General features: G+C 72.7%; 19 protein-coding genes and 1 pseudogene. 9 read left to right on the top strand and 11 right to left on the bottom strand.

Translation table 11 applies throughout. From position 1 onward, the window contains the following. The 3 genes from CCN51_RS24525 to map all read right to left on the bottom strand — a co-directional run. The coding region (locus CCN51_RS24525) for a M20/M25/M40 family metallo-hydrolase (RefSeq protein ID WP_143675882.1) at positions 1-854 on the bottom strand (854 nt) is incomplete at its 3' end. A gap of 181 nt (positions 855-1,035) precedes the next feature. Beyond that, positions 1,036-2,019, bottom strand: coding sequence for a DMT family transporter (locus tag CCN51_RS24520; RefSeq protein ID WP_043487558.1), 984 nt, complete (start codon positions 2,017-2,019; stop codon positions 1,036-1,038). A gap of 351 nt (positions 2,020-2,370) precedes the next feature. Beyond that, positions 2,371-3,138: a type I methionyl aminopeptidase gene (map, locus tag CCN51_RS24515; protein WP_014179512.1), complete on the bottom strand. Its 768-nt coding sequence runs from the start codon at positions 3,136-3,138 to the stop codon at positions 2,371-2,373. Between the two features lie 63 nt (positions 3,139-3,201). Between map and CCN51_RS24510 the strand changes: the two genes are divergently transcribed. From CCN51_RS24510 to CCN51_RS24500, 3 genes are all read left to right on the top strand, one after another. Then, positions 3,202-3,480 (top strand): helix-turn-helix domain-containing protein, encoded by a 279-nt coding sequence (locus tag CCN51_RS24510; protein ID WP_014179513.1) that lies wholly within the window; start codon positions 3,202-3,204, stop codon positions 3,478-3,480. A 105-nt stretch (positions 3,481-3,585) separates the two neighbouring features. Further along, positions 3,586-4,701 (top strand): esterase-like activity of phytase family protein, encoded by a 1,116-nt coding sequence (locus tag CCN51_RS24505; RefSeq protein WP_014179514.1) that lies wholly within the window; start codon positions 3,586-3,588, stop codon positions 4,699-4,701. Positions 4,702-4,857: 156 nt separating this feature from the next. Then, the gene (locus tag CCN51_RS24500) at positions 4,858-9,075 is read left to right on the top strand and encodes an ABC transporter ATP-binding protein (RefSeq protein ID WP_055414296.1); all 4,218 of its coding nucleotides are present in this window, start codon (positions 4,858-4,860) and stop codon (positions 9,073-9,075) included. A gap of 136 nt (positions 9,076-9,211) precedes the next feature. Here CCN51_RS24500 and CCN51_RS24495 read toward each other — a convergent pair whose 3' ends face one another. Next, the gene (locus CCN51_RS24495) at positions 9,212-9,655 is read right to left on the bottom strand and encodes a hypothetical protein (RefSeq protein ID WP_014179516.1); all 444 of its coding nucleotides are present in this window, start codon (positions 9,653-9,655) and stop codon (positions 9,212-9,214) included. Between the two features lie 191 nt (positions 9,656-9,846). On the opposite strand from CCN51_RS24495, the gene CCN51_RS24490 reads away from it, so the two are divergent. The 4 genes from CCN51_RS24490 to CCN51_RS24475 all read left to right on the top strand — a co-directional run bounded on the left by CCN51_RS24490 (position 9,847) and on the right by CCN51_RS24475 (position 16,269). Then, positions 9,847-11,292, top strand: a complete 1,446-nt coding sequence (locus CCN51_RS24490; protein ID WP_014179517.1) for a S28 family serine protease — start codon at positions 9,847-9,849, stop codon at positions 11,290-11,292. A gap of 199 nt (positions 11,293-11,491) precedes the next feature. After that, positions 11,492-11,653, top strand: coding sequence for an SCO0268 family class II lanthipeptide (gene lanA, locus CCN51_RS24485; protein WP_014179518.1), 162 nt, complete (start codon positions 11,492-11,494; stop codon positions 11,651-11,653). A 78-nt stretch (positions 11,654-11,731) separates the two neighbouring features. After that, entirely contained in the window at positions 11,732-14,863 is a 3,132-nt protein-coding gene (locus CCN51_RS24480) for a lantibiotic dehydratase (RefSeq protein WP_014179519.1), read from the top strand. Further along, on the top strand, positions 14,860-16,269 hold the full coding sequence (locus tag CCN51_RS24475; protein WP_014179520.1) for a lanthionine synthetase C family protein: 1,410 nt from the start codon (positions 14,860-14,862) through the stop codon (positions 16,267-16,269). The genes CCN51_RS24480 and CCN51_RS24475 overlap by 4 nt, the downstream gene beginning before the upstream one ends. A 25-nt stretch (positions 16,270-16,294) precedes the next feature. Here the strand turns inward: CCN51_RS24475 and CCN51_RS24470 are convergent, their stop codons facing one another. The 3 genes from CCN51_RS24470 to CCN51_RS24460 all read right to left on the bottom strand — a co-directional run bounded on the left by CCN51_RS24470 (position 16,295) and on the right by CCN51_RS24460 (position 20,057). Next, positions 16,295-18,208, bottom strand: a complete 1,914-nt coding sequence (locus CCN51_RS24470; protein ID WP_014179521.1) for a glycoside hydrolase family 3 protein — start codon at positions 18,206-18,208, stop codon at positions 16,295-16,297. Between the two features lie 211 nt (positions 18,209-18,419). After that, positions 18,420-18,944 carry a hypothetical protein gene (locus CCN51_RS24465; RefSeq protein ID WP_143675881.1) on the bottom strand — a complete coding sequence of 175 codons (525 nt, stop codon included), beginning with the start codon at positions 18,942-18,944 and terminating at the stop codon, positions 18,420-18,422. A 204-nt stretch (positions 18,945-19,148) separates the two neighbouring features. After that, complete coding sequence (locus tag CCN51_RS24460; RefSeq protein WP_014179523.1) at positions 19,149-20,057, bottom strand: LysR family transcriptional regulator; 909 nt, start codon at positions 20,055-20,057, stop codon at positions 19,149-19,151. A gap of 113 nt (positions 20,058-20,170) precedes the next feature. On the opposite strand from CCN51_RS24460, the gene CCN51_RS24455 reads away from it, so the two are divergent. Beyond that, on the top strand, positions 20,171-21,151 hold the full coding sequence (locus tag CCN51_RS24455) for an EamA family transporter (RefSeq protein WP_193383746.1): 981 nt from the start codon (positions 20,171-20,173) through the stop codon (positions 21,149-21,151). Here CCN51_RS24455 and CCN51_RS57825 read toward each other — a convergent pair. Continuing rightward, positions 21,141-21,815: pseudogene (locus tag CCN51_RS57825) on the bottom strand (sugar phosphate isomerase/epimerase family protein); the annotation flags it as partial. The gene CCN51_RS24455 and the pseudogene CCN51_RS57825 overlap by 11 nt on opposite strands. 51 nt (positions 21,816-21,866) lie before the next feature. Then, the gene (locus CCN51_RS24445) at positions 21,867-22,898 is read right to left on the bottom strand and encodes a methyltransferase (RefSeq protein ID WP_405383999.1); all 1,032 of its coding nucleotides are present in this window, start codon (positions 22,896-22,898) and stop codon (positions 21,867-21,869) included. 305 nt (positions 22,899-23,203) lie between these two features. On the opposite strand from CCN51_RS24445, the gene CCN51_RS24440 reads away from it, so the two are divergent. Further along, entirely contained in the window at positions 23,204-23,914 is a 711-nt protein-coding gene (locus CCN51_RS24440; RefSeq protein WP_043487563.1) for a lytic polysaccharide monooxygenase auxiliary activity family 9 protein, read from the top strand. Here CCN51_RS24440 and CCN51_RS24435 read toward each other — a convergent pair. Together CCN51_RS24435 and CCN51_RS24430 are read right to left on the bottom strand one after the other, a co-directional pair. After that, positions 23,895-24,821 (bottom strand): bifunctional helix-turn-helix transcriptional regulator/GNAT family N-acetyltransferase, encoded by a 927-nt coding sequence (locus tag CCN51_RS24435; RefSeq protein ID WP_014179528.1) that lies wholly within the window; start codon positions 24,819-24,821, stop codon positions 23,895-23,897. The genes CCN51_RS24440 and CCN51_RS24435 overlap by 20 nt on opposite strands. Positions 24,822-25,084: 263 nt before the next feature. After that, positions 25,085-26,047 (bottom strand): LacI family DNA-binding transcriptional regulator (locus tag CCN51_RS24430; protein ID WP_086860093.1); only part of this gene is annotated, 963 nt, incomplete at its 5' end.

Raw genomic sequence — 26,047 nt, 5'->3', positions numbered from 1 at the left:
CCCGACGGACCGCTGGCCCGGACGGCCACGAACCGGGCCAGCGGTCCGTCGGGCGTCTGGAGGTCGGCGACCATCCGCTCCAGGTCCGCGGGGGTCTGCGGCGGTGCCACCGTGGCGAGCGCGCCGATCTCGGCGGCCAGGCGCCGTGCGGCGTCGGGGGCGTCAGGACCGGAGAGGGTCACCTCCCCGCGGTCCTGGCCCGGCAGCCCGTAGCCCGGGGTCACGGCGAACCGGCCCACCGGGAACGGACCGCAGTGCAGCGCGTGGATCTCCTCGACGCGGGTGCGCTCCAGCACACCCGCGTCGATCATCGCGCGCGCCCCGGCCAGGGCCTCCTCGGCGGGTTGGAAGAGGAACACGGCCGTTCCGCTGAGGTGCCGGCGCAGCCGGGCCAGGACCTGCGCTACGCCGATGGCCACGGTGGTGTGGATGTCGTGGCCGCAGAGGTGGGCCGCCGCCGGGCCGCCCCCGACGATGTCCCCGGGCGGCACCGCGTCCATGTCCGCCCGGTACGCGACGGTGCGGCCGGGCCGTGCGCCCCGCAGCACGCCGACGACGCCGTGGCCACCGACCCCGGTGGCGACGGCCAGCCCGGCGGCCCGCAGCTCTCGGGCCACCACGCCCGCGGTCCGCTCCTCCTGGCCAGGCGCCTCGGGGTGTTGGTGGATATCGCGCCGCAGCTCGATCAACCCGGGCTCCAGGCGCGCCACCTCGGCGTCCACCGCCTCTTGCGCCACCGGCCGCCGCCCCCGCCCGTCGGCGACGGCCGTTCCCGCGGCTCCCCATCCGATTCCCGCGGCGGCCGCGGTCGCGCCGGCGGTGAGCAGCGTACGGCGGGCGAGGGCGTGTTTCATGGGACGAGTCACTGTCTCCCCTGACTGATCGTTCACATGGTCTTCCGGGTCGATTCCCGATGGACACACGATCGCCGCACGCGCATGTCACCGCCCATCCGGCTGGCCACCACGTGGGGGTGGGGGTAACCCCCCACCGCAACACCGGACCGGGCCAGCCGGGCCAGCCGGGGCAGTTGGGTCAGCCGGGGCCGCGGCGGCCTGCCCGCCGTGGCGCGGCCAGCAGCGCCACGCCCAGGGCCAGGATCACCAGCCCGCACCAGGACACCATCGGCAGCCGCTCGCCCACGACCGCGACGCCCAGCACCGCCGCCACCGCGGACTCGGCCAGGCTGAGGGTGGTGGCCACCGACGCCGGGGTGTGGCGCAGTCCGTGGCCGAAGAGGCGGTAGGCGAGGAACGTGGGGAACACCCCGAGGTGGAGGGCCACCGCGGCGCCGCGGACCGTGGCGAGCCACGCCGTGCCGGTGGCGAGCAGGACGGGCAGCGCCAGCAGCCCCGCCACGCCGAACATCGCGCCCATGACCGCGGAGGACGGGTGCCCCCGGCCGATGAGACGCCCGCCGATGAGCGAGTACGTGCCGTACGACAGCCCCGAGAGCGCGGCGAGCGCGATGCCGGTGGCGTCCATGTGGGCCGGTTCCCCGGTGAGTTGTGGGCCGAGGACCAGGACGGCGCAGCCGGTCACGGCGGCCAGGGTGGCGACGGCCCAGCGTACGGTCGGCCGGGCCTGGCCCGTGGCCCAGGCCAGCAGCCCGGTGAAGACCGGCGCGCTGCCCAGCGCGATCACGGTGGGCACGGCAACGCCCGTACGCGCCACGGCCGGGTAGAAGGCGAGCGGACACCCGGCCACCGCGAGCGCGCCGAGGGCGAGGAGCCGCCGCTCCGCGCCGGTGGACGCGGTGAAGAGCGTCCACCGCCCGCGCGTGGTGAGGAACAGCAGCAGCCCGCCCAGGGCCAGGCTCGCGGCGCCGATGGCCGCTGCCGGGGTGCCGGAGGGGGCCATGGAACTGGCGGTTCCGGTGGTGCCCCAGAGCATCGCCGCCGTGAGGATGGGCAGCGGGCCGTCGATGAGGCGGTTGGGATGGGGACGCGGGGACGTAGGGCGTGACGCGGGTGAAGGCGCGGGTGAAGGCGCGGGGGAAGTCGCGGATGAAGGGGACACGCCGGATGAAGCAGGGGTGTGCTGAGCCACAGTCGTGAACTCCGTTGTCGAAACCGTCAAGAGGCTGGATTCGAGAACGGGCGCACGACAGCGGCCCCGGGCGGCCCGCGCGATCAGCGCGTGGCGGCGGCCGGGAGCGGCAGTGGGATCAAGCTTTCAGCGCGTGCGCCCGATCAGGCGCACGGCGGCGGTGTTACAGCGTGCCAGTAGGTGTCCACGCGGGGATCCTAGCCGACGGGAGTTGGAGCTCGTGCGCCAGGAATCGTGCGTCAGGAGCCCGACGGAACGGTACGGGGCACAGCGCCGTCAGTACATGCGGGCTGTCACAGCGGCCTCACCACGCGCGGGCCGTCACAGCGCTGTCAGTACGCGCGGGCCGTCCTCCGTGATGGCCACCGTGTGCTCGCTGTGCGCCGCGCGGCTGCCGTCCGGGGTGCGCAGCGTCCAGCCGTCGGCGTCGGTCGTGTACGCGTCGAGGCCACCCGCCATGAACATCGGCTCGATGGCCAGCACCAGCCCGTGCCGGAGCGGGTAGCCGCGGCCCGGGCGGCCCTCGTTGGGCACCGGCGGGTCCTCGTGCATCCGGCGGCCGATGCCGTGGCCGCCGAAGTCCTCGGGGATGCCGTACCCCGCGGCGCGCCCGACCGTGCCGATGGCGTGTGCGATGTCCCCCATGCGGGCCCCGACCACGGCCGCCTCGATGCCCGCCGCCAGGGCCTGCTGGGTGGCCTCGATGAGGCGCTGGTCGGCGGGGCGCGGGGTGCCGACGATGAAGCTGACGGCGGCGTCGCCGGCCCAGCCGTCGACGATCGCGCCGCAGTCGATGCTGACCAGGTCGCCGTCGCGCAGCCGGTAGCCGTTGGGGATGCCGTGGACGATCGCGTCGTTCACGGAGGCGCAGATCACGGCCGGGAAGGGGGTGGGCGCGAAGTGCGGCCGGTAGCCGAGGAAGGGCGACTCGGCCCTCGCCTCGGCGAGCACCGCGCGCGCCACCTCGTCCAGCTCGCGCAGCGACACGCCGACCGCGGCGGCCTCCTGCGTGGCGGCGAGCGCGGCGGCGACGACGCGCCCCGCCTCGCGCATGGCGTCCAGTGACGCGTCGGTCTTGATCTCCACCATGGTGGCCTCCCTGCGATACGGGTACCTCGACACAATTCTTATACCGGTATTAGTATCACGGGTATGGTGCGCACCCCTCTCACCCCGCTGGAACGCGAACGCGGCCGGTACCTCGGCCTCCTCCTCCGCCAGGCCCGCGGCGAACGCAGCATGGCCGACGTCGCCGCCGTGGCCGGGATCTCCGCCGAAACCCTCCGCAAGATCGAGACCGGCCGGGCCCCGACCCCCGCCTTCTTCACCGTCGCCGCCCTGGCCGGCGCCCTCGGGCTGCCCATGGACGAGCTGGCCCGACGGTGCGCGGCGGTCACGCTCACATCCGAGGGGGAGGGTGCGGCGGCCTAGCGCGGCGCTCAACTCGGGCTCCAGGTGGGCGAATTAGCGTCCCGAGCCGCGTCGGCAAACTCAGCCGCGCTGCTCAGGCCGCATTCCATCGCAGGAGGAACGCCCATGCGCCGCCATCTCCGTATCGCACTCGCCACCGCCACCGCCGCCCTCGCGCTCTGCAGCTCCCTGGGCGTCGCGGGTGGCAGCGCGACCGCCCGCGCCCAGAACGACGACCACAAGTGCTCCGACAACGTGGACGTCGACGGCTTCTCCGACGGCCTCGACAATCGCCTCTACAAGAAGAGGTACGTCGGAAACCTCTCCGGCCTCGCCGTCGACAGCGACGGCTCCATCGCCGCGGTCTCCGACCGGTCCTTGCTGTTCCGCCTGAAGGTACAGAGCCAGGACGGGAATCCCAGTGCTGAGCCGATCGGGGTGACCGACCTCAGGGACGAGCAGGGATATCCCTCACTCGACTCCGAGGCCGTGGTGATCGACAGCGACAAGACCCGCCTGGTCACCTCCGAGATCGAGCCGTCCATCCGGCTCTACGACGAGTCCGGCAGGAATCCCGTCAAGCTGGACATGCCCAAGAGGCTGCTGGTCAAGCCCGCCGGGCGGGCCCCTGACAGGAACCTGACCCTCGAAGGGCTGACCCTCCAGCCCGGCGGCCAGACCCTCATCGCCTCCATGGAGGGGCCGCTGGAAGGGGACGGCAAGGACACCGCGGGGCATACGCTGGTGCGGCTGCAGAGCTGGCATCGGGGGCAGGGCCAGGCAGCGAAGGACTTCAAGATCGCCGCGCAGTACGGCTACCCGATCGACAAGAATCCCGACAACGCGAACAAGGACCTTGGCATCTCCGAGATCGCCGCGACCCCCGACGGCCGTCTCCTCGTCCTCGAACGCGGCCATTCTCCACAGGGCAACAGCGCGCGCCTCTACCTCGCCGACCTGAGTGAGGCGACCGATGTCACCGATACCGAGAACCTGCCCGGATCGGCCCACCTCGTGAAGAAGACCCTGCTCGCCGATCTCGTCACGTGCCCCGACCTCGGCGCGCCCGCCAAGCAGCCCCAGCACAACAAGCTGCTCGACAACATCGAGGGCATGACCGTCACCGGCCACACCCCCGACGGCAAGCTGAACCTCCTGCTCGTCAGCGACGACAACGCGAACGTGGTGCAGATCACCCGCCTGTACGCGCTGACCGCCAAGCTGCCGAGCAGCGGGTCGTAGTCGTAGTCGTAGGGGGCGGAATCCACACGTCACGGCGGGGTCCGGGGGCCGAGCCCCTGGACCCCGTTTTGTTGCGGCAGGATGAAATCCGCACACCAGAGCGTTGGTGCATTCCGGTAGCAAAGGCAGACCGGGAGGTCACGGGTGGCGGACGCGATGGCGGACGAGGCGGATATACGGCCGGGCGAGACGCGGCAGGACGGCTGGGCGCGGCGGCTGATCCGCTACTGCTGGCGGTACCGCCGTGACGTGACTCTGGCCCTCGGCGCCTCGCTCGGCGGGATGGCCGTCACGGCGCTGGTGCCGCTCGTCACGAAGCTGATCATCGACGATGTGATCGTCAAGCAGGACCGCTCGCTCGCCCCGTGGGCCACCCTGCTGGTCGTCGCCGCGGTCGTCGTCTACGGCCTCACCTTCATCAGGCGCTACTACGGCGGCCGGCTCGCGCTGGACGTACAGCACGATCTGCGCACCGAGATGTTCGCGGCGATCTCCCGCTTCGACGGCAGGCGGCAGGACGAGCTGAGCACCGGGCAGGTCGTCGGCCGTGCCACCAGCGATCTGCAGCTCATCCAGGGGCTGCTGTTCATGGCGCCGATGATGATCGGCAACGTTCTGCTCTTCGTGATCTCGCTGATCGTGATGGCGGCGCTCTCACCGCTGCTCACCGTCATCGCGCTCGCCCTCGCCCCCGCCCTGTGGATCCTCGCCTCGCGCAGCCGCACCCGTCTGTTCCCCGCCACCTGGTACGCGCAGGGGGAGGCGGCGGCCGTCGCCGGGGTCGTGGACGGGGCGGTCACCGGGGTGCGCGTGGTCAAGGGGTTCGGGCAGGAGGAGCAGGAGACCGGGAAGCTGCGCGAGGTCAGCCGCCGGCTGTTCGCCGCCCGGCTGCGGACCGTGCGCCTGAACTCCCGCTACACCCCCGCCCTCCAGGCCGTACCCGCCCTCGGCCAGGTCGCCATGCTGGCGCTGGGCGGCTGGATGGCCACCCGCGGGCAGGTCACGCTCGGCACCTTCGTCGCCTTCTCCACCTACCTCGCACAGCTGGTCGGGCCGGTCCGGATGCTCACGATGGTGCTCACGGTCGGGCAGCAGGCGCGGGCCGGTGTGGAGCGGGTCTTCGAGCTGATCGACACCGAGCCCGCCATCGAGGAGCGCGCCGACGCCCGGGAGCTGCCGGCCGACGCGCCCGCGACCGTCGAATTCGACCATGTCACCTTCGGCTACGACCCCGACCGCCCGGTCCTCGACGATCTGTCCCTGCGGATCGAGCCGGGCGAGACGCTCGCGGTCGTCGGTGCGTCCGGCAGCGGCAAGTCGACCCTCTCGCTGCTGCTGCCCCGCTTCTACGACGTATCGGCGGGCGCGGTGCGGATCGGCGGCCACGATGTGCGCGAGCTGACGTACGAGTCGCTGCGCGCCGCGATCGGGCTGGTGCCGGAGGACAGCTTCCTGTTCTCCGACACGGTGCGCGCCAACATCGCGTACGGGGCGCCGGACGCCACCGACGAGCAGATCCGCGCCGCGGCCCGCGCCGCCCAGGCCGACGGCTTCATCTCCGCGTTCCCCTACGGCTACGACACCGAGGTCGGCGAGCAGGGCCTGACCCTCTCCGGCGGCCAGCGCCAGCGTGTCGCCCTGGCCCGCGCCATCCTCACCGACCCGCGGCTGCTCGTCCTGGACGACGCCACCTCGGCGGTGGACGCGCGCGTCGAGCACGAGATCCACGAGGCGCTGCGGGGCGTCATGGCAGGCCGTACGACCCTGCTCATCGCCCACCGCCTGTCCACCCTCGCCCTCGCCGACCGCATCGCCGTACTCGACCGCGGCCGACTCGCCGACGTCGGCACCCACGAGGAGCTGAGCGAGCGCAGCGCCCTGTACCGGCGGCTGCTGACCGACCCGGACGAGCTGAGCGGCATCACCCGCGATCCGGCGGGCAGTGTGGCGGGCGGCGACGGTGTGGCGGGCGCCGACGGCGCGGGCGCCCTTGCCGGAGTCTTCGGCGGGGAGGCCTCGGCCGCCGGGCTCGCCGTGCCGGCGGGGCTGGACGGCGCGCTCGACGAGCCGGACATCGACCGCGCGGCCGACACGCCGCACCCGGACGGCCACCGCCCGGCCACGGCCGAGACCTGGGCCGCTCGCGCGGACCGCGCTGTGGCACGCGCGGTCATCAGCAGCAGTCTGGCGCGGAGGGACGGCCGGCCCGGCGCGGAGCACAGCTCCGCGGCCAAGCCGGAGGGACCGCATCCGGCGCCCGCCGTCGCCCACGCCGCGGACGGCGACACGCCAGACGGCGACACCCCCGACGGCGAGGCCCGGCCGCACGACGCGAAGCTGCCGCACGACGCCAAGCCGCCGCGCGTCGTCGATGGCGTGACCCCCGAGCTGTGGGTGCGGCGCGACACGGCGGACGGCATCGGCGCGGACCGCGACCGGGTCAGCGGCGGAGCCCCCGCCGCCCCCGGGCCCGGCATGGCCGGGGCGCTCGCCGGGATGCCCGCCACCCCCGATCTGCTGGCCAAGGTCGCTGCGCTGCCGCCCGCCACCGACACCCCCGACATCGACGAGAAGCGGGCCGCGCGCCCCGAGCGGGCGTACGGGCTGCGGCAGCTGCTGCGCGGGTTCGGGGCGCCGCTCGCGGTCAGCCTGGCGCTGGTGACGGTCGACGCGCTGGCCGGGCTGCTGCTGCCGGTGCTCATCCGGCACGGCATCGACCAGGGCGTCCAGCGGATGGCGCTGGGCGCGGTGTGGGCCGCCTCCGCGCTGGCGCTTGTGATCGTCCTCGCGCAGTGGGCGGCGCAGATCGGCGAGACGCGGATGACCGGGCGGACCGGTGAGCGCGTGCTGTACGCGCTGCGCGTGAAGATCTTCGCTCAGCTGCAGCGGCTCGGGCTCGACTACTACGAGCGCGAGCTGACCGGCAAGATCATGACCCGGATGACCACGGACGTGGACGCGCTGTCGACCTTCCTCCAGACCGGTCTGGTCACCGCCGTCGTCAGCGTGCTGACCTTCTTCGGCATCCTGGTCGCGCTGCTGATCATCGACGTCCAGCTGGCGCTGGTGGTGTTCGCCTCGCTGCCGCTGCTGGTCGTGGGGACGTTCTTCTTCCGGCGGCAGAGCGTCAAGGCGTACGAGCTGGCGCGTGAGCGGGTCAGCGTGGTCAACGCCGATCTGCAGGAGAGCGTGGCCGGGCTGCGTATCGTGCAGGCCTTCCGGCGCGAGCGGGCGGGCCGGGAGCGGTTCGCGGGGCGCAGCGACTCGTACCGCCAGGCGCGGGTGCGCGGCCAGTGGCTGATCTCGGTGTACTTCCCCTTCGTCCAACTGCTGTCCTCCGTCGCGGCCGCGCTGGTGCTGATCGTCGGCGCCGGGCGGGTCGGCGAGAACACGCTGACAGCGGGCGCGCTGGTCGCCTACCTCCTCTACATCGACCTGTTCTTCGCGCCCATTCAGCAGCTCTCCCAGGTTTTCGACGGCTACCAGCAGGCGACCGTCTCGCTGCGCCGCATCCAGGAGCTGCTGCGCGAGCCGACGAAGACCCCGCTCGCGAAGGCGCCGCGCGAGGTGCGGGCGCTGCGCGGCGAGGTGGCCTTCGACGGGGTGCGCTTCGGGTACGGGGGAACCGGGGAAGACGGCGAGAACGGCGCGGACGCTGTGGAGGCGCTGGCGGGCGTCGATCTGACGATCCCCGCCGGGCAGACCGTCGCCTTCGTCGGCGAGACGGGCGCGGGCAAGTCCACGCTCGTCAAGCTGGTCGCGCGGTTCTACGACCCCTCCTCGGGGGCGGTGCGGGTGGACGGTGCGGATCTGCGTGAACTCGACCTCACCCGGTACCGCAACCGCCTGGGCGTGGTGCCGCAGGAGCCGTATCTGTTCCCCGGGACGGTGCGCGACGCCATCGCGTACGGGCGCCCGGACGCGAGCGACGCCGAGGTGGAGGCGGCGGCCCGGGCGGTCGGCGCCCATGCCATGGTGGCCTCGCTCGACGGCGGCTATCTGCACGAGGTCACCGAGCGCGGACGCAATCTGTCCGCCGGGCAGCGGCAGCTCATCGCGCTGGCCCGCGCCGAGTTGGTCGACCCGGACATCCTGCTGCTCGACGAGGCCACGGCCGCGCTCGACCTGGCCACCGAGGCCCTGGTGAACCAGGCCACGGACCGCCTGGCGGGCAGGCGCACCACGCTGGTCGTCGCGCACCGGCTGACGACCGCGGCCCGTGCGGACCGGGTGGTGGTCCTGGACCACGGGCGGGTCGTCGAGGACGGTACACATGAGGAGTTGGTGGCCCGCGAGGGGCGGTACGCCGAGCTGTGGCGCACCTTCACCGGGCACTCCTTCACGGAGGAGACGGCGCCGACGGCCGTCGGCTGACAGCTTGCGGGCGCCGGATGCGTCGTCCGGCCGGGAGGGTGTGCTGTGCGGCGCACCGGTCCGGCCGGGCCTTGTGCCTGCGCCCGTGACCCCCGTGGTGACTCTCGGCACTCAACTGGTGTTACCCATCGTTACATCACGGTTCCATGCCGCTTGCCCTGGCTATCCCCTCCACCTCGCGCCTGTCCCGTTCCCGCTGCTCCGCATCCGCCGCGACCCGCTGTTTGTGGCGCAGCAGGAAGTCGGGGTCGTCCGCCCGGTCCTGGGGGACCAGGACCTTCATGCCCTTGGCGTGCGGGCTGTCGCCGAGGTCCACGACCACCCGCTCGTCCTGGGAGGTGAGCAGGCCGAACAGCACCAGTAGTTCCGCCTGCAGAGCGGGGGTGAACAGCTCCTTCTCCTCCGGCCCCATGCCGAGTTCGTACGTCCCCCCGCGGACGGCCGGTGAGGTGCTCAGCTCGCGCAGCAGCCGCATCAGCAACTCCAGCGAGCGCGGATCGATTCGTTCCTGCAATTCGGTCAGATACTGCGTCAGCCGCTCGGCCCGTTCGCTCCGGTCGTGCCGTTCGTCTCGGTCCATGTAGGCAGGATGAGCCATCACAGCCCGCTACGAAAGAGGGCGGAGCCCATAACTCTCCGTATTCAGGCTCCAGTTGGCCGGTCTGGTGGCCTCACCTGTGCCCCGATAGGTTCTCGGCGATCTACGCGAACGGAATTCGTACGAACTGATTCCGCGCGAACTGAATCTGTACGAACCGAAGGGGAGGGCGAATGGCCAAGGCACTCAGATGGCTGCTGGCGCTCGTGATGCTCGTCGGGGCGGTCGGCGCGGGCGTCGGCAGCGCGACCGCGGCACCGGCCACCGCGGCACCGGCCACCGCGGCACCGATCACCGCGAAACCGGCTGCCGCGGAGCCGGACATCAAGGACCGAATACTCGCGATACCGGGGATGAGCTTCGTCGAGGAGAAGCCCTATGACGGCTATCGCTTCCTCGTGCTGACCTACACCCAGCCGATCGACCACCGGCACCCGTCCAAGGGCACCTTCAAGCAGCGGTTCACCCTGCTGCACAAGTCCACCGACCGGCCGACGGTGTTCTTCACCTCCGGCTACAACGTCAACACCACCCCGCGGCGCAGCGAGCCGACCCAGATCGTCGACGGCAACCAGGTGTCGCTGGAGTACCGCTTCTTCACCCCGTCCCGGCCCCAGCCCGCCGACTGGTCCAAGCTCGACATCTGGCAGGCGGCGAGCGACCAGCACCGCCTCTACCGGGCGCTGAAGCCGGTCTACGGCAAGCGGTGGCTGGCCACGGGCGGCAGCAAGGGCGGCATGACGGCGACGTACTACCGCCGCTTCTACCCGGGCGACATGGACGCCACCGTCGCCTACGTCGCGCCCAACGACGTGGTGAACAAGGAGGATTCGGCCTACGACCGCTTCTTCGCCTCCGTCGGCACGCCCGAGTGCCGCACCAAGCTGAACGCGGTCCAGCGCGAGGCCCTGGTGCGGCGCGACGAGATCGTCGCCCGCTACCAGAAGTGGGCGGACGACGAGGGCCAGACCTTCACGGTCGTGGGCAGTGCGGACAAGGCGTACGAGAACGTCGTCCTCGACCTGGTGTGGGCCTTCTGGCAGTACCACCTGGTGAGCGAGTGCGCCGACGTGCCCGCGCCGACCGCCTCGACCGATGAGCTGTACGCCTTCATCGACGACATCTCCGGCTTCGCCGCCTACACCGACCAGGGCCTGGAGACCTACACGCCGTACTACTACCAGGCCGGCACGGAACTCGGCTCGCCCACCTTCGACACCCCGCACCTGGACGGGCTGCTGCGCTACCCGGGCATCTACACCCCGCGCAGCTACGTCCCCCGGGAGATCCCGATGCGGTTCCGGCTGGGCGCGATGCGGGACATCGACAGCTGGGTGCGGCACGACGCGCGGCGGATGCTGTTCGTGTACGGGCAGAACGACCCGTGGGGCGCGGAGCGGTTCCGGCTCGGCAAGGGCTCCCGGGACTCCTACGTGTACACCGTCGCGGGCGGCAACCATGGCTCGAATATCAGCCAACTCGCGGCCGATGAGAAGGCCAAGGCCACGGCCGCGGTGCAGCGCTGGGCGGGCGTCGAGCCCGCGGCGAAGCCGCTGGCCTCGTACGACGCGCGGCTCGACCGCCGGGACGTGGAGCGCGAACCGGCCCTGCGGCCGTAGTGCGCTTCGGGGGCCTTGGCGTCAAGACCGCCTTGTGAAAGGTGGCCGAAGTCGGCAGAGCAGCCGCGTCAGCCCCGCAGATCATGGCTGAAAATCGGCTCCCTGACAGGTGATTCGAGAGTGAAAGTAGTGCCTGCCGAGGAGAACAAGCGCTTCGGCGAGTTCCAGTCCGTGCACCTTGACAGACCCAGGGAGAAGCATGCGCACTGAGATTGTTCTTCACAACGACGACCTTGACCTCGACCTCGACCTCGACCTGCGCGTCTCCGACCTTCCGGAGGGGACGGAGCAGTTCGGGCAGGGTACGTTCACCTCGCCGAGCAGCTACGCGATCGGCACTCGCTGCCCCGTCTGCTGTTAGCAGAGGCCGGACCACCGGGCGGGGCAGGCAGGGCCTGCCCCGCTTTCTGTATCCCAGGCGAGGCGAGGAAACAGAATCGTGCGACCGGAGTTCGAACTCTTCGAGGTACGTGAACCGGTGCTGGTGCGGATCGCGAGCAGGCCCCGGGACCGCGCCGAGGCCGTGATCAGCCCCGATGACCCGCTGCCCGGCATCCGCCGGCTGGCCGCCGACCCCCTGCTCCAGCAGGCCGTCCACGTCGCCAGCGGCAGCCTGGCCCTCAGCCTCGGGCACCTCGGCGACGACGAGGAGGCGGCGGCCTACGGCCGCAAGCGCACCCTGAGCGCCGCACGGACCCTCACCCGGTACGCCCGGCGGTCCGGTGGACGCCCCACCCCCTTCGGGCTCTTCGCGGGAGTGGGCAGGGCCCGCTTCGGCCCCGCGGCCAAGGCGGGGTTCTGGGGCTCCGGCGAGGTGTCGGTCCGCCTCGACGGTGCCTGGCTGCACCGCCGCGTGACGGCCTGGCTGGCCGACCCCGGGGTGCGCCGCCAGGTGGATGTGATCCTCAACGACCTGTGCGTCCTCCGGGACGGCCGGCTGACGTTGCGCACCGGCGAGCGGCAGACCTCGGTCCGCGACAACGCGCTGGTCGCCGCGGTGCGCGAACTCACCGCCGGGCCCGTCCCCTACGCCGCCCTGTTCGACGAGCTGTCCCGCCGCTTCCCCACACTCGGCCCGGAGCGCCTGGACGCCCAACTCGGCGGTCTCGTCCAGCACGGCATCCTGCTCACCTCGCTGACCCCGCACCGCATCGACGACGAACTCCTCGACCGGATCGAGGCCGCGCTCCAGAACACCCTTCCCGGCACGGCCGCGGGGCTGCGCTCGATCCGCTCGGCCGCCGCCGCCCATGAACAGGACCCTCCCGGCGCGGGACTCGCCTCCTGGCAGGCGCTTCTCGACCGGGTCCGCCGCCTCGACGCCCCCGGGGAGAGCGGTGACGGGCACCAGCGGCCACCGGTCCACGTCGATCTGCGGATGCCCGCCGACTTCGTCGTCCCGCACACGGTCGGTGAGGAGGTGCGCCGCTACGCCGCCGCGATCTGGGCGATGACGCCCGAGTGGACGACGCTGGAGTACATGCGGGACTACCGGGACCGCTTCATCGAGCGGTACGGAACCGCGTCGGCCGTGCCCCTCGCCGATCTCGTCGACCCGCACCGCGGTCTTGGACTGCCGCCCGAATACGCGGACCCGCCCGTCCATCCGCGCACCGGACCGGGCGAGGACGCCGACGGCCCGCGCCGTGGTGTGATCGCGGACCTCGTCCAGCAGGCCGTCCTCGCCGGAACCGATATCGAGCTCACCGACGACGACGTGGAACGTCTGGCCACTGCCGTGGGACACGACCCCGACACCAGGCCGCCGCGCACCCTTGAACTGTGCTTCCAGATTCTCGCGGACAGCCTGGACGCCCTGGACCGGGGAGACTTCCAGCTCCTCGGCAGCCCGCACATCGGCTCCTGGACGGCCGGCGCCACCGCGGGCCGGTTCGCCGCCACCACCGGCCTCACCGAGGAACTGGCCCACCTCGTCTCGTACTCCGCTGGCTCTGACAGCCTGCGGGCGCAGGTGGACGTCGCGCCCACCGACCCTCGTTCGCTCAACATCGTCCAGGTGCCGCGCCTGCTCGAGCACCGCATCCCCATCGGCGTCGCCGACGACCGCGGTGACCCCCACTGCCTGGACTGGCGCACCTTGCTGGTGGCGGCCGGCGCGGACGGACTGAGACTGCTGCACGAGCCCACCGGCCGCCAGGTCGAGCCGGTGTTCCCGCATATGCTGGCGCTCGACGCCCAGGCGCCCCCGGTGGCCCGCTTCCTGTCGGATCTGGCCGCGGCCCGTCCCCGCGTATGGTCCGGCTGGGACTGGGCCGGCCTGGACGTCCTTCCCTACCTGCCCCGGGTGCGCTACGGCCGGGTCCTGGCGGCCCCCCGCCGCTGGCTGCCGGGCCGACGGCTGCGCGACGCCGCCCGCGCGCAGGGCGGATCCGCGTGGCAGGACGGGCTGCGCGCGTGGCGGCGGCGCCTTGTGGTGCCCGACCGTGTGCAGATCGCCAGAAACGATCAGATGTACCCGATCGACCTGCGCGACCCATGGGACCAGGACCTGCTGCGCTCCGAACTGACCGCCGAGCGGCCCCGCTTCGTCCTGTACGAGGACATCACCGCCGACGGTGCGCACCTGGGCTGGAACGCGGGGCACAGCACTGAGATCGTGGTGCCTTTGGTGCGCACCTCCGAGCCCCGCCGCTCCTCCGCACCGTCCACCCCCACGCCGGTCCGGCGTGCCCCGACCCGGGTCCACCTGCCCGGCGAGGACTGGCTGTTCGTCAAGGTGTACGCGGAACCGGCCGCTCACGACGGACTGTTGACCGACCACCTGCCGCAGTGGCTGTCGGAGCTCGAGCAGGACGTCGACCGGTGGTTCTTCCTGCGCTACCGGGATCCCGAGCCGCATCTGCGGCTGCGTTTCCACGGAGATCCGGACACGTTGAACGGTCGTGTCCTGCCCGTCCTCAGCCGCCACATCCGCGCTGCGATCGCTTCCGGTGCCCTGCGCACCATGGCCCTGGACGTGTACCGGCCCGAGACCGACCGCTACGGCGGCGCATCCTCCCAGGAGGCGGCCGAGCGGTTGTTCCAGACCGACAGCCTCTCCGCGCTGCTCCAGCTGCGGGCGCGCCGGGCGGGAGCGTCGGCCTTGCCCGACGACGTGCTGGCTGCCCTGGGCCACGCTGTCCTGCTGGACTCCCTGGGGGACTGGGACTGGTGCGCCTGGGTGGACCGTATGTTCACCAAAGGACCGGAACACGACGCATACCAACGCCATCGGTCGTCGGCCCACCGTCTGATCCGCCCCGGCGAGACCGGCGAGACCGCCCGCCTGGCCGCCCAGGAGCTGTCGTCCCCGGCGCTTGAGCGACTGTGGACCGGGACTCCGGAGCCGCGCGCCTACGGCAGCCTGGTCCTGGCCGCTTCGCCCGCCGACCGTGACGAGGCGGTGCTCTCCCTCCTCCATATGCGGCACAACCGCCTGTTCGGCATCGGTCGGGCGGCGGAGGCCCGTGGATACGCCGTACTGCGCGGCGTGGCCCGCGCCCACATCGGCAGGAGGGCGCATGCGAACCGCCCCGCCTCGTCCCAGCCGACCCCCGGGAGGGCCGGATGAGCGGCACAGCCCGCGGCGAGCGGGCCACCGCGGGGACACCTGCCGCTGTACCCGAACGCACCGCTGTACCCGAACGCACCGCTGTACGTGACCGTGCCGCTGTACGTGACCGTGCGCTGGCCGTCTCCGCCCAGATCCTCGACCGGCTGGCCGACCCCGCCGCCACCATGGCCGCCACCCGCATCCCTGCCGAGGCGGCGGACGACGGCGTCCCCGAAGGCGTCTGGGCCGAGCTGACCCTCGGCAGCGGAAGCCCCGGCCTGTCCATCGCGTTCAGCGGAGTGAGCCACCGCGCGGCTGAACAGGCGCCCCGGGCGCATGCCTATCTGGGAGTGGCGACACGGGCCGTGGCCTCCGGGACCGTCGCCCCGAGCGGCATCTTCAAGGGGCCGGGAGCACTGGCCTTCGCGGTGCTGCTCGCCCATCGCGGCACCGGCGGCTATGTCTCCGCGCTCCAGCGTCTCGACGCGTATCAGCGCGATCTGGTGGGCACCGTACTGCCCACGGCCTGGGACGACGCCCCACTTCCCACCATCGGCCACTACGAGGTGGTCCGCGGTCTGACCGGAGTCGGCCGCTACCTTCTCGCCCGCGTCGAGAGCTGCGGTGAGGCGCTCGAAAGCGTCCTCGACTACCTGATCCGCCTGTCGCGCGGGACAGTCGGCCACCGCGGGCATCGGGTGCCCCGGTGGTGGGCGCTGGACGCGCCGCGTATCGGCTCTGAGGCCGCGTTTCCCGGCGGCCACCTCAACCTCGGCATCTCACATGGCGTCGCGGGCCCTCTCGCGCTGATGTCGCTCGCCTGGCAGCAGGGCGTCAGGCGCCCGGATCAGCGGGAGGCCATCGAGTCCACGGCGGATCTCCTGGTGCGGTGGGCGGTCAAAGACGGACACGGCGTCTTCTGGCCCGCTCATCTCAGCCTCGCCCAGTGGCTGGCCGGCCCGGAGGGGTACGGCGAACCTGCCGGATGGCCGTCGTGGTGCTACGGCGCCCCCGGTGTCTCGCGCGCCCTCCAACTGGCCGGACTGGCGCTGGGCCGGCAGGACTGGGCAGCCCTGTCGCGAGCGTCGGTGGAGCGGCTGCTGACCCTGCCCATGCACGACTGGGGCATCCACGATCACGCCCTGTGCCACGGCTGGGCAGGCGCCCTGCATCAACTCGGCCGGCTCAACGAACACCTGGGCGACCCGCGGATCGACGTCCTCCGGGACCAGCTGGCCACCGAGTTGACCAGGGCCTTCGACCCGGACCTGCCGTTCGGGCACCGCTTCACCATGACAGCGGTGCCCTACGGCTCCGATATCTCGGGCTACCTGGACGGTGCCGCGGGCGTCGCCCTGGCCCTCGATTCCTACGCGTCGGGAACCACCCCGTCCGGCTGGGACATGCCCTTGCTGCTGTCCTGACCTTCACCTATCGGTCCGACCGGGCTCAGTACGACAGCCCGTGGCCCACCGGGTACAGCACCCGCGACGGCTCGTCCGCGCGCCGTACGGGGACGGGCAGCCTGCCGCGCGGGCCGGTCCGGCCCGCGATGACCCGGGCGGCGGCGCGCAGTTCGACGTCCGTCCAGGAGTAGGTGGCCAGGGAGGCCGCGGGGGCCTTGCCCGGGGCGCCGGTCAGCCACGCGATGTACGCGATGTCATAGGGGTTCCGGAGCGCCACATGCACCAGGGGTACGCCCGTGGCGGCGAGCTCGGAGACGAGGGCGCGCTGCCGGGAGTCCTTGCCGACGTTGTACGTCGCCACGATCACCGCGTCCCGCCCCCGCGCCGCCGCGACCGCCGCCTTGATCCGCTCCGGCGTCGGGTCGGGCCCGGCGCCGGTGGACAGGGCCTCGGCGGTGAAGCCGAGGGCGGTCAGGGCGCGGGCGAGGACCGCCGTCGGCGGGCCGCCGGTGCCGGAGGGCGCGGCCGGGTCCGGGCCCACGACCAGCAGCCTGCGGTGGCGGCGGGGGGACAGCGGCAGCAGGTGGCCGTCGTTGACGAGCAGCGTGGTGGTGCGCTCGGCGATCCGGTCGGCGGCGGCGCGGTGCCCGCGGCTGCCGACCGTACGGGCGACCTGGCCGTCGCCGGTGTACGGATGGTCCAACAGGCCCCGGCGCGCCTTGAGTTCCAGGATGCGCAGCACGGATTCCTCGATACGGGCCTCGCTGAGCTCGCCGCTCCGTACGGCCCGGTGGACGCCCGCCCAGGCGGCCGGCAGGTCCGGCGGGTTCAGCAGCTGGTCCGCGCCCGCCTTCAGGGCCAGCACGGGCACCCGGTCGTCGCCGTACTTCTTCCGCACCCCGGCCATGCCGAGCGAATCCGTCACCACCACGCCGCCGAAGCCGAGTTCGCCGCGCAGCACACCGGTGAGGATGGGCTTGGAGAGCGTGGCGGGGCCGTCGCGGGGGTCGAGCGCGGGGAACCGCAGATGCGCCGTCATGATCGCGTCGACGCCCGCCGCGATGGCGGCCCGGAACGGGGGTGCGTCCAGCCGCTCCCACTGCGCGCGGGAGTGGGTGATGAGCGGGAGGTCGAGATGGCTGTCCACGGACGTGTCGCCGTGCCCGGGGAAGTGCTTGGCGGTGGCCGCGACCCCGGCGCTCTGGTAGCCCTCGATCTGGGCCGCGACCAGCCGGGCCACGGCCTTCGGGTCGGCGCCGAAGGAGCGTACGCCGATGACGGGGTTGGCCGGGTCGACGTTGACGTCCGCGACGGGCGCGTAGTCCTGCCGGATGCCGAGCGCGGCGAGCTCGGCCCCGGCTATCCGGGCGGCGGTACGGGCGTCGGCGGCGCTGCCCCCGGCGCCGAGCGCCATCGCGCCCGGGAGGAGGGTGGCGGGCGCGCCGATGCGGGCCACGATGCCGTGCTCCTGGTCGATGGAGAGCAGCGCGGGGACGGGGGTGTGGCCCGCGAGCGCGGCCTTCTGGATGCCGTTGGAGAGGGCGGCGAGCTGGTGGGGGTCGCGGATGTTGTGCGCCCACCCCACGTACATGACGCCGCCGGCGTGGTACTTCGCGATCAGCTCGGCGGCGGTGGCGACACCGGTCTCCCTGCGGTTCTGCGCGGCGTCGGCGGGGGCGGGGGAGGTGGCCGAATGGCCGTAGACCCGCACCACGAAGAGCTGGCCGATCTTCTCGTCGAGGGTCATCCGACCCAGCAGCGCCTCGGCCCGCTTGCGGTCGCGGTCCCGGTCCCGGCGTTGGGCGCCGCCGCCGGCCGGGTCGGTGGCGCGATGGGTCGGCGAGGCCTCCCGGGCGGCGGAGGTCCGCTGTGGGGAACAGGCGGCGGCCGCCGCCGCGAGGGCAGCGGTCAGCAGGGTGCGGCGGGAGGCCGCCTTGGGGAATGCCGGGTCGTGCACCCGCACTCCTTCCGTCGGTTCGAGGAGGGGGTGGCTGTGGTCCGCATGGCACGAACATGCGGAAAATATGGGGGAAGTGAGGCTACGTCAATCTGATTTGATCCAAGTCACCTTGGGGAACAGCCTCGATACCGTCTCGGTCAATCGGCATATGACACCGATCGCGCGATGCCCGAACGATGTCCGGGAGTGACTGGGCGACGCGCGCCGGTCAGTCGGCGAAGCGCGGCTGCACGGGCAGCCGGTCCCTCGGCACCTCGAAGACGGCGATCACATGGAAGGGCGCGTAACACTCCGGCGGCGGCTCGGGATGCGGGCCCGCGATGGGCTTCAGGGTGTCACCGGCGCGGTGGAGAGTCGCCGACGGCCACTGGGCGCAGCCCGTGGTCGCGGACCAGCCGACCAGGGTGGTGCGGGTGAAGTCGGTGGCCCCGGCCCGATCGATGATCTCCTGCGCCCGCCCCCGGAACAGCCGGGCGAAGGCCTTCAGCTCGTCCGGCCCGCGCAGCACCGCCCGCACCTGCCGGACCGAGCCGGGCGCGCTCGTGAAGTAGGCCAGCCTCGAGTCGACGCGGCCCTGGCGGTACGGCGTGCCGGGCGGGGAGCTCGGGGTGCCGCCGTCAGCGCGGTGGTTGGGGGGCACGCTGACGGCGGCATGCTGCTGGCCGCAGGCGGTGGAGAGGGTGGTCAGCGACGCAGCCAGCAGCGAGGCCGATACCGCTCTGCGGAGACTCACCAACAGCACACGGCTTGGACGGCCCGCGCCGCGGACCGGTTCCGCGGCCGCGGCCGCGCGAAAGTGGTGCGGGGCGGGAGGCATACGGCCATGGTGGCAGCGGTCGCCGCGGGTCCGGGGCGGCGCGCCGGGGGGTGCGCCGCATGGGCGCGTGGGTGCGCCGAGTGGGTGGCGCCTACGCCCGGCCGGGCTGACGCCGCCCGGTCAAGCGACTGCGCGCTGCGGCCAGTGGGCGCGCAGCAGCCGTACGGTCTCCGTGATGGCCGGGCGGCGGGCCGCGCCCGTGCGCCACAGGGCGTACAGGCGGCGCACCGGCACCGGTTCGAGGGGGAGGGCCAGCACGCCGTCGGGCAGCGGGCCGCGGCCCAGGCGCGGCATCAGGGCGATGCCCAGGCCCGCCGCGACCAGGGCGATCTGAGTGTGGTTCTCCGCCGCCTGATACGCCAGGTCCGGCTCGTGGCCCGAGGCGCGCAGCGTCCGGATCAGCCAGTCGTGGCACACCGTCCCCGGCGGCTGGCAGATCCACCGCTGCCCCGGCAGGTCCTCGCGGCGCAGCCGGCCGCGCCCGGCCAACGGATGCCCGACCGGTACGAGGAGGTCGCACAGGTCGTCGCCGATGACCGCCCGCTCCAGGCCCTCGGGGGCGGGCAGTGGCGCGATGTCCCAGTCGTGCGCGACCGCGACATCGAGGACCCCCTGCGCCGCCAGGTCGACGGACAGATGCGGGTCGACCTCGACGAGCCGGGCGTCCAGGGACTCGTGCCGTGCGGCGAGTTCGGCGAGCACCGAGGGCAGCAGCCCGCGCGCCGCCGTGGCGAAGGCGCCGATCATCAGCCGCCCGCTGGGCAGCCCGCGCCGCTCCTCCAGGGTGGTCTCGGCCCGCTCCACGATCGTCAGCAACTGCTGGGCGGTGGCGGCCAGGTGGCGGGCCTCGTCGGTCAGCGCGATACCGCGGCCCTGGCGCTCCAGCAGGGTGGTGCGGGTCTCCCGCTCCAGCTTGGCGATCTGCTGGGAGACGGCGGACGGGGTGTAGCCGAGCGCGGTGGCCGCCGCGCTGACCGAGCCGTGTACGGAGACCGCGTGCAGCGCCCGCAGCCGGGCCAGGTCCAGCATGATGCCCCTCCCTTTCCGGGGTTCTTCGTCCCATGGGCTTTCAGCAATGCTGAATCCAACCATGAAGGAATCCGTGCTGGTGCTACAAGGTCGGCAGCGGTGATCCTCGACGCATGCGACCAGCACACATACTCTTGGCCGTCCTCGTCACCGCCGTATGGGGCGTCAACTTCGTCGTCATCGACATCGGGCTCGACCACTTCCCGCCCCTGCTGTTCTGCGCGCTGCGCTTCCTCGTCGCGGCGCTGCCCGCCGTCTTCCTGGTCGGCCGGCCGAAGGTCGCGTGGAAGTGGGTCCTCGGCGTCGGTCTCGCGCTGGGCGTGGCGAAGTTCGGGCTGCTGTTCATCGGTATGCACGAGGGGATGCCCGCCGGTCTTTCCTCGCTGGTGCTGCAGGTCCAGGCGGTGTTCACGGCGCTGTTCGCGGCCGTGGTGCTCGGCGAGCGGCCGAACCGGACCCGGCTGGCGGGCATGGCCGTGGCGCTCGCCGGAATCGCGGTGGCCGCCGTCGACGAGGGCACGTCCGGCCCGCTGCTCGCCTTCGTCCTGGTCATCGCGGCCGCCGTCTTCTGGGGCGTCTCCAATGTCCTCACCCGCAAGGCCGCGCCGTCCGAACCGCTGAGCTTCATGGTCTGGGTGAGCCTGGTCCCGGTGGTGCCGCTGCTCGGGCTGTCGCTGATGTTCGAGGGCGCGGACCCCGACCTGGAGGCGCTGCGCTCGCTCGACTGGACCGGGGTGGGCGTGATCGTCTACGTCGCCTGGATCGTGACCCTCGCCGGCTTCGGCGCGTGGAACTTCCTGCTGCGGACCTACGACGCCTCGGTGGTCGCGCCCTTCACCCTGCTGGTGCCGGTCTTCGGGATGTCCTCGGCCGCGCTGGTGCTGGACGAGGGCATCAGCCCGCTGCGCTGGCTGGCGGCCGCGCTGCTGGTCGGAGGCGTGGCCCTGACCTCGCTGTCGCTCAGGCCGCCTCGGCGAGCAGCCGCAGCAGATGGTCCCGGGCCGCGGGAAGCAGCCCCGGAAGCTCCGCCGCTTGCGGGTACCAGCGCTTCTCGTACTCCCAGCACAGCCAGCCGTCCCAGCCCGCGCGGCTGAGCAGTTCCACGCACTCGGCCAGCGGCAGCACGCCCGCGCCCAGCGGCAGCGGGGTGGTGTCGTCGGCCGAGGCGATGTCCTTGACCTGCACATAGCCCAGGTACGGGGCGAGCGCCGCATGGGTGGCGGACGGATCCTCGCCGCCCAGCCAGGGGTGCATCACATCCCAGATCGCGCCCACGCCCGCCCGGCCGGCCCGGCGAAGGACGCGGGCCACATCGGCCCCGGTGCGGTGCGAGTCATGCGTCTCAAGCAGCAGTTGTACGCCCAGGTCGGCGGCGTACGGCGCGGCGGCCGTCAGCCGTCGGGCGGCGTTCGCGTCGGCCTCGGCGGCGTCGAGGTCACCGCCGCCGGGGAAGACCCGGACATGGGCCGCGCCCAGGTCATGGGCGAGCCGCAGAAGCTCCCGCAGCTCCTCCAGCGCCGGCCCGTCCGGCCCCGCCGCGGCGGATCGTACGTACCCGGCGACCGTCAGCACCGCCACCCCGGCGGCCTTGAAGTCCGTCACCACCCGCGCCCGCTCGCTCGCCCCGATCCCCGGGTGCACCGGCTCCTCGGGGTGCGCCCGCAGCTCGACGCCGTGGTAGCCGGTGTCGGCGGCGAGCCGCACCACGTCCGGGATCGCCAGGCCGGGGACGCCGAGGGTCGAGAAGGCGAGCTGCATACGGGCTCCGGTTCTTCGAATGGATCAGGTCACCACTCTGTCATCTGCCACCTACCTCGCCGCAAGGCGCCACAGCGAGGTCACCTCCGCCGCGCGGGCCTCGTGCAGCGGATCGTCCGGATCGGTGGCGCGGCGGTGGACGGGACGGGTGTCCAGCCGGTCCACGACCTTCAGGCCCGCCGCGTCGAACGCGGCCTGCAGCTCGTCGCGCGGGCGCAGCCCCAGGTGTTCGGCGAGGTCGGAGAGGATCAGCCAGCCCTCGCCGCCCGGGGCGAGGTGGCCGGCCAGGCTGTCGAGGAAGCCGTGCAGCATCCGGCCGCCCGGGTCGTACACCGCGTACTCGACCGGCGAGGTGGGGCGGGCGGGCACCCAGGGCGGATTGCAGACGACAAGCGGGGCCCGACCGCCCGGGAAAAGGTCCTCCCGCACAACGTCCACCCGCCCGGCCAGACCAAGCCGTGCGATGTTCTCCCGCGCGCACGCCAGCGCGCGCGGGTCCTGGTCCGTGGCCACGACCCGCCCCACGCCCCGGCGGGCGAGCACGGCGGCCAGGACGCCCGTCCCCGTGCCGATGTCGTACGCCAGGGACGAATCGCCGGGCAGCGGCGCCTCGGCCACCAGGTCCACGTACTCCCCGCGCACCGGCGAGAAGACCCCGTAGTGCGGATGAATCCGGTCGCCGCCCAGGGCCGGCACCGCGACACCCTTCGTACGCCACTCATGCGCGCCGATCAGGCCCAGCAGCTCCCTCAGGGAGGTCACCGAGGGCCCTTCGGCCGGTCCGTACGCCTCCGCGCACGCCTGCCGTACGTCGGGCGCGCGGCGCAGCGGCACGCCGTAGTCGCCGTCCAGCGGGACGAGCAGCATGCCCAGCACCCGGGCCCGCCGGGACTGGGCCTGCCGGTGCTGGTGGAAGGCCTCGGCGGGGGAGGCCGCGGGGGCGCGCCGCCCGCGCGGGCGGCGCGGGCCGCGGTCGGCGCGGCGGGCCATGGCACCCAGCAGCTGCCGCGCGCCCTGGTAGTCGCCGCGCCACAGCAGTGCGGTGCCCTCGCAGGCCAGGCGGTAGGCGGTGTCGGCCGTCATACGGTCGTCGGCGGTCGCCACCCGCCGGGGCGGGGGCGCCCCGTTCTCGGAGCGCCATCGGGCGTCGCGGGCCCGCCCGGCTTCGGTCCATTCGATGACCTGGTGCGTACTCAGCGGGTGTACCTCATGCTCTGTATCCGTTCCGACTGCTCACTCCTTATCCCGCGAAGTCTCCTTGGCGCGAGCGATTTTCGGCCGGATGACGCCCCCTCGCATCCCTGGCCGCCCACAGGGCCCGGTTCTACGATGGGAGCGCTCCCGCACATCTTGTACGTCCCGTATCAGAGGAGAACATTGGAGCCGCCATGATTTGTCATGAGCACAACCGGAGGCGGTGGGTGGCGCGGGCGTCGGCCGCCGCGTCCGCCGCCGTCCTGATGATCGCCATCCCGCTGGCGGACACCGCCGCCGCCCACGGCTCGGCCATCGGCCCGGCCTCGCGCAACTACGGCTGCTGGAAACGCTGGGGCAGCGACTTCCAGAACCCGGAGATGAAGACCAAGGACCCCATGTGCTGGCAGGCCTGGCAGGCCGACACCAACGCCATGTGGAACTGGAACGGCCTCTACCGGGAAGGCGTCGCGGGCAACCACCAGGCCGCCCTCCCCGACGGCCAGCTCTGCAGCGGCGGGCACACCTCCTCGGGCCGCTACAACGCGATGGACGTACCCGGCAAATGGGAGGCCACAGCCGTCAACAACAGCTTTACCTTCAAGAACCACGACCAGGCCAAGCACGGCGCCGACTACTACCGCATCTACGTCACCAAGCAGGGGTACGACGCCACCACCCAGCCGCTGCGCTGGAGCGACCTCGAACTGGTCGCCCAGACGGGCAAGATCGCTCCCGGAGTCGGGGAGCCCTCCACCGACCCCTCGCTCAACGGGGTCACCGTCTCGATCCCGGTCAACGCCTCCGGGCGCACCGGCCGCCATGTCGTCTTCATGATCTGGCAGGCCAGCCACCTGGACCAGTCGTTCTACTCCTGCAGCGACGTCATCTTCCCCGGAGGGTGAGCCGCCAGTCCTGGCCGACGAGATCGGCCCCGTAACTGTGGTGCCGCCGTTCGGCGATCAGCTCGAACCCCGCCCGCTGGTAGATCCGGCGGGCGGCGGTCAGGACGTCGTTGGTCCACAGCACCAGTTCGCGGTAGCCCGCCTCGCGGGCGAATTTCACGCACGCCCCCACCAGCCGGTCGCCGATCCCGAACCCCCGGGCGTCCGGCTCGACGAGCAGCAGCCGCAGCCGGGCCGTCTCGGGCGCCTCGTCCCGTACGCACAGCACCGACCCGACCGGCCGCCCGCCGAGCTCGGCGATCCAAGCGCGCTCGTACCCCGGATCTGTGCCGAACTCACCAACGATCCGAGCCACCAGAGCCTCGAACTCACCATTCCACCCAAACTCCTTGGCGTACAACACGCCGTGCCGCTGCACGATCCAGCCGAGATCGCCGGGGCCCGGACCACGCAGCCGCACCCGCTCCTGCTCGCCGGAGAACACACCGCGCGTGGTCGCCAGCGCCTCGCGCAGCCGACGCAGCTGCGGCCGGTCCAGCCGGGCCAGCAGCCGTGCGACCGACTCCCTTGACTTCCGATCCAGTTCGGCCGCGGCGGCCCGGCCTTCGGCGGTGAGCGAGACCTGCTGGTGGCGGGCGTCGCGGACGTTGCGCTCGCGGGTGATCAGGCCCTGCTCCTCGAAGCGGCCGAGCGTCCGGCTCATATGGGCGGCGGTCAGCCCCAGGTCATTACGGAGCGCCGACACATGGGCGCGCTCGCGCTGGGCGAGCTCGTACAGGATGCGGGCCTCGCTGAGGGTGTACGGGGTGTGCAGCCGGCCCGGATAGTCGAGGACGCCGATGAGCCGGGTGTACAACCGGTTGAAGGCGCGCACCTCGTCGATGGTGGTGTCGAGGTCGTCGGACATGGGTCCCTCCCCAGAATCGCTTGGCCTAATACTTGCTCCAGATCAAGCACTTTCAAAACACCACCGGTGTCCCGGGCGCCGGATCGCCCGGCTCAGGACAGCCCGCCCGCCGCCCGGCAACGCACCCGAGCCGCCCCCCTCCTCTCCCGTAGCCAGCCGCATTGCGCCGAAGGCGCGAGACGAAAGGCGCGCCCGGCATCCGGCCATGCCGCCAAGCGACGCGAGACCGCGCGGGGCCGAGGTCAGACCAGCTTCGGGCGGGCCTACTTGGTAGCCCGCGGCGGAGCCGTAGAAGCCCGAGCCATCAGCTCGGAGCGCACCATCGCCACCCCACCCGGCGGCTGCGGCTCGCGGCCCAGCGCCAGGCGCCCGGCGCGGGCACCCGCTTCGTGGAGGGGCAGTCGAACCGTGGTGAGGGCCGGGACCGCGTCCGCGCTGAAGGGCAGGTCGTCGAAGCCGGCCACCGACACGTCGTCGGGGATCCGCAGCCCCTGGTCGCGCAGCGCCGCGCAGACACCGAGCGCGATGGTGTCGTTGGCGGCCACGATGGCCGTCAACGCCTGGTCACGGCGGAGCAGTTCGAGCGTGGCGTCATAGCCGGAGGAGCGGTCGTAGAGGCCGTGGACCGTCAGCCGCTGCGTCCCCTCGTCGAGGCCCGCCGCCGACATGGCCGCGCGATGCCCCTCGAGGCGGTCGCGGGTCGTGGTGCGCTCGGCGGGGCCGGCCACATAGCCGATCCGGCGGTGGCCGAGGGTCAGCAGATGCTCGGTGAGCCGCCGGGCGCCGCCGCGGTTGTCGAAGGTGAGGGTGACCGCGTCCTCGATCGGGGGGCGGCCGCACAGCACCACGCGGGTGCCGGAGGAGGCCAGGCGGGACGCCTTGGCGGCGACCGCGGCCATGTGGTCGGGGTGCTCGACGGCGCCACCGGTGAGCACGACCGCGGCGGCGCGCTGCCGCTGCAGCAGGGTCAGGTAGTTGAGTTCGCGCTCCGGGGAGCCGCCGGTATTGCAGATCACGGCGAGCTTTTCACCGTGGCGGCCGGACTCCGCGCCCATGGCCGACCCCATCTCGGACTGCACGGCGCCGGCGATGATCCCGAAGAAGGGGTCCGCGATGTCGTTGACGAGCACGCCCACCAGATCCGAGGTAGCGGCGGCAAGCGCGCTCGCCGGGCCGTTGACCACGTACTCAAGCTCGTCCACCGCGCGCAGTACCCGGGCCCGGGT

Source organism: Streptomyces milbemycinicus, from assembly GCF_002154605.1.
In the GTDB taxonomy this organism is placed as follows: domain Bacteria; phylum Actinomycetota; class Actinomycetes; order Streptomycetales; family Streptomycetaceae; genus Streptomyces; species Streptomyces milbemycinicus.
Note: the sequence above shows the minus strand (reverse complement) of the source record. Positions and strands in the feature narration are given on the sequence as shown.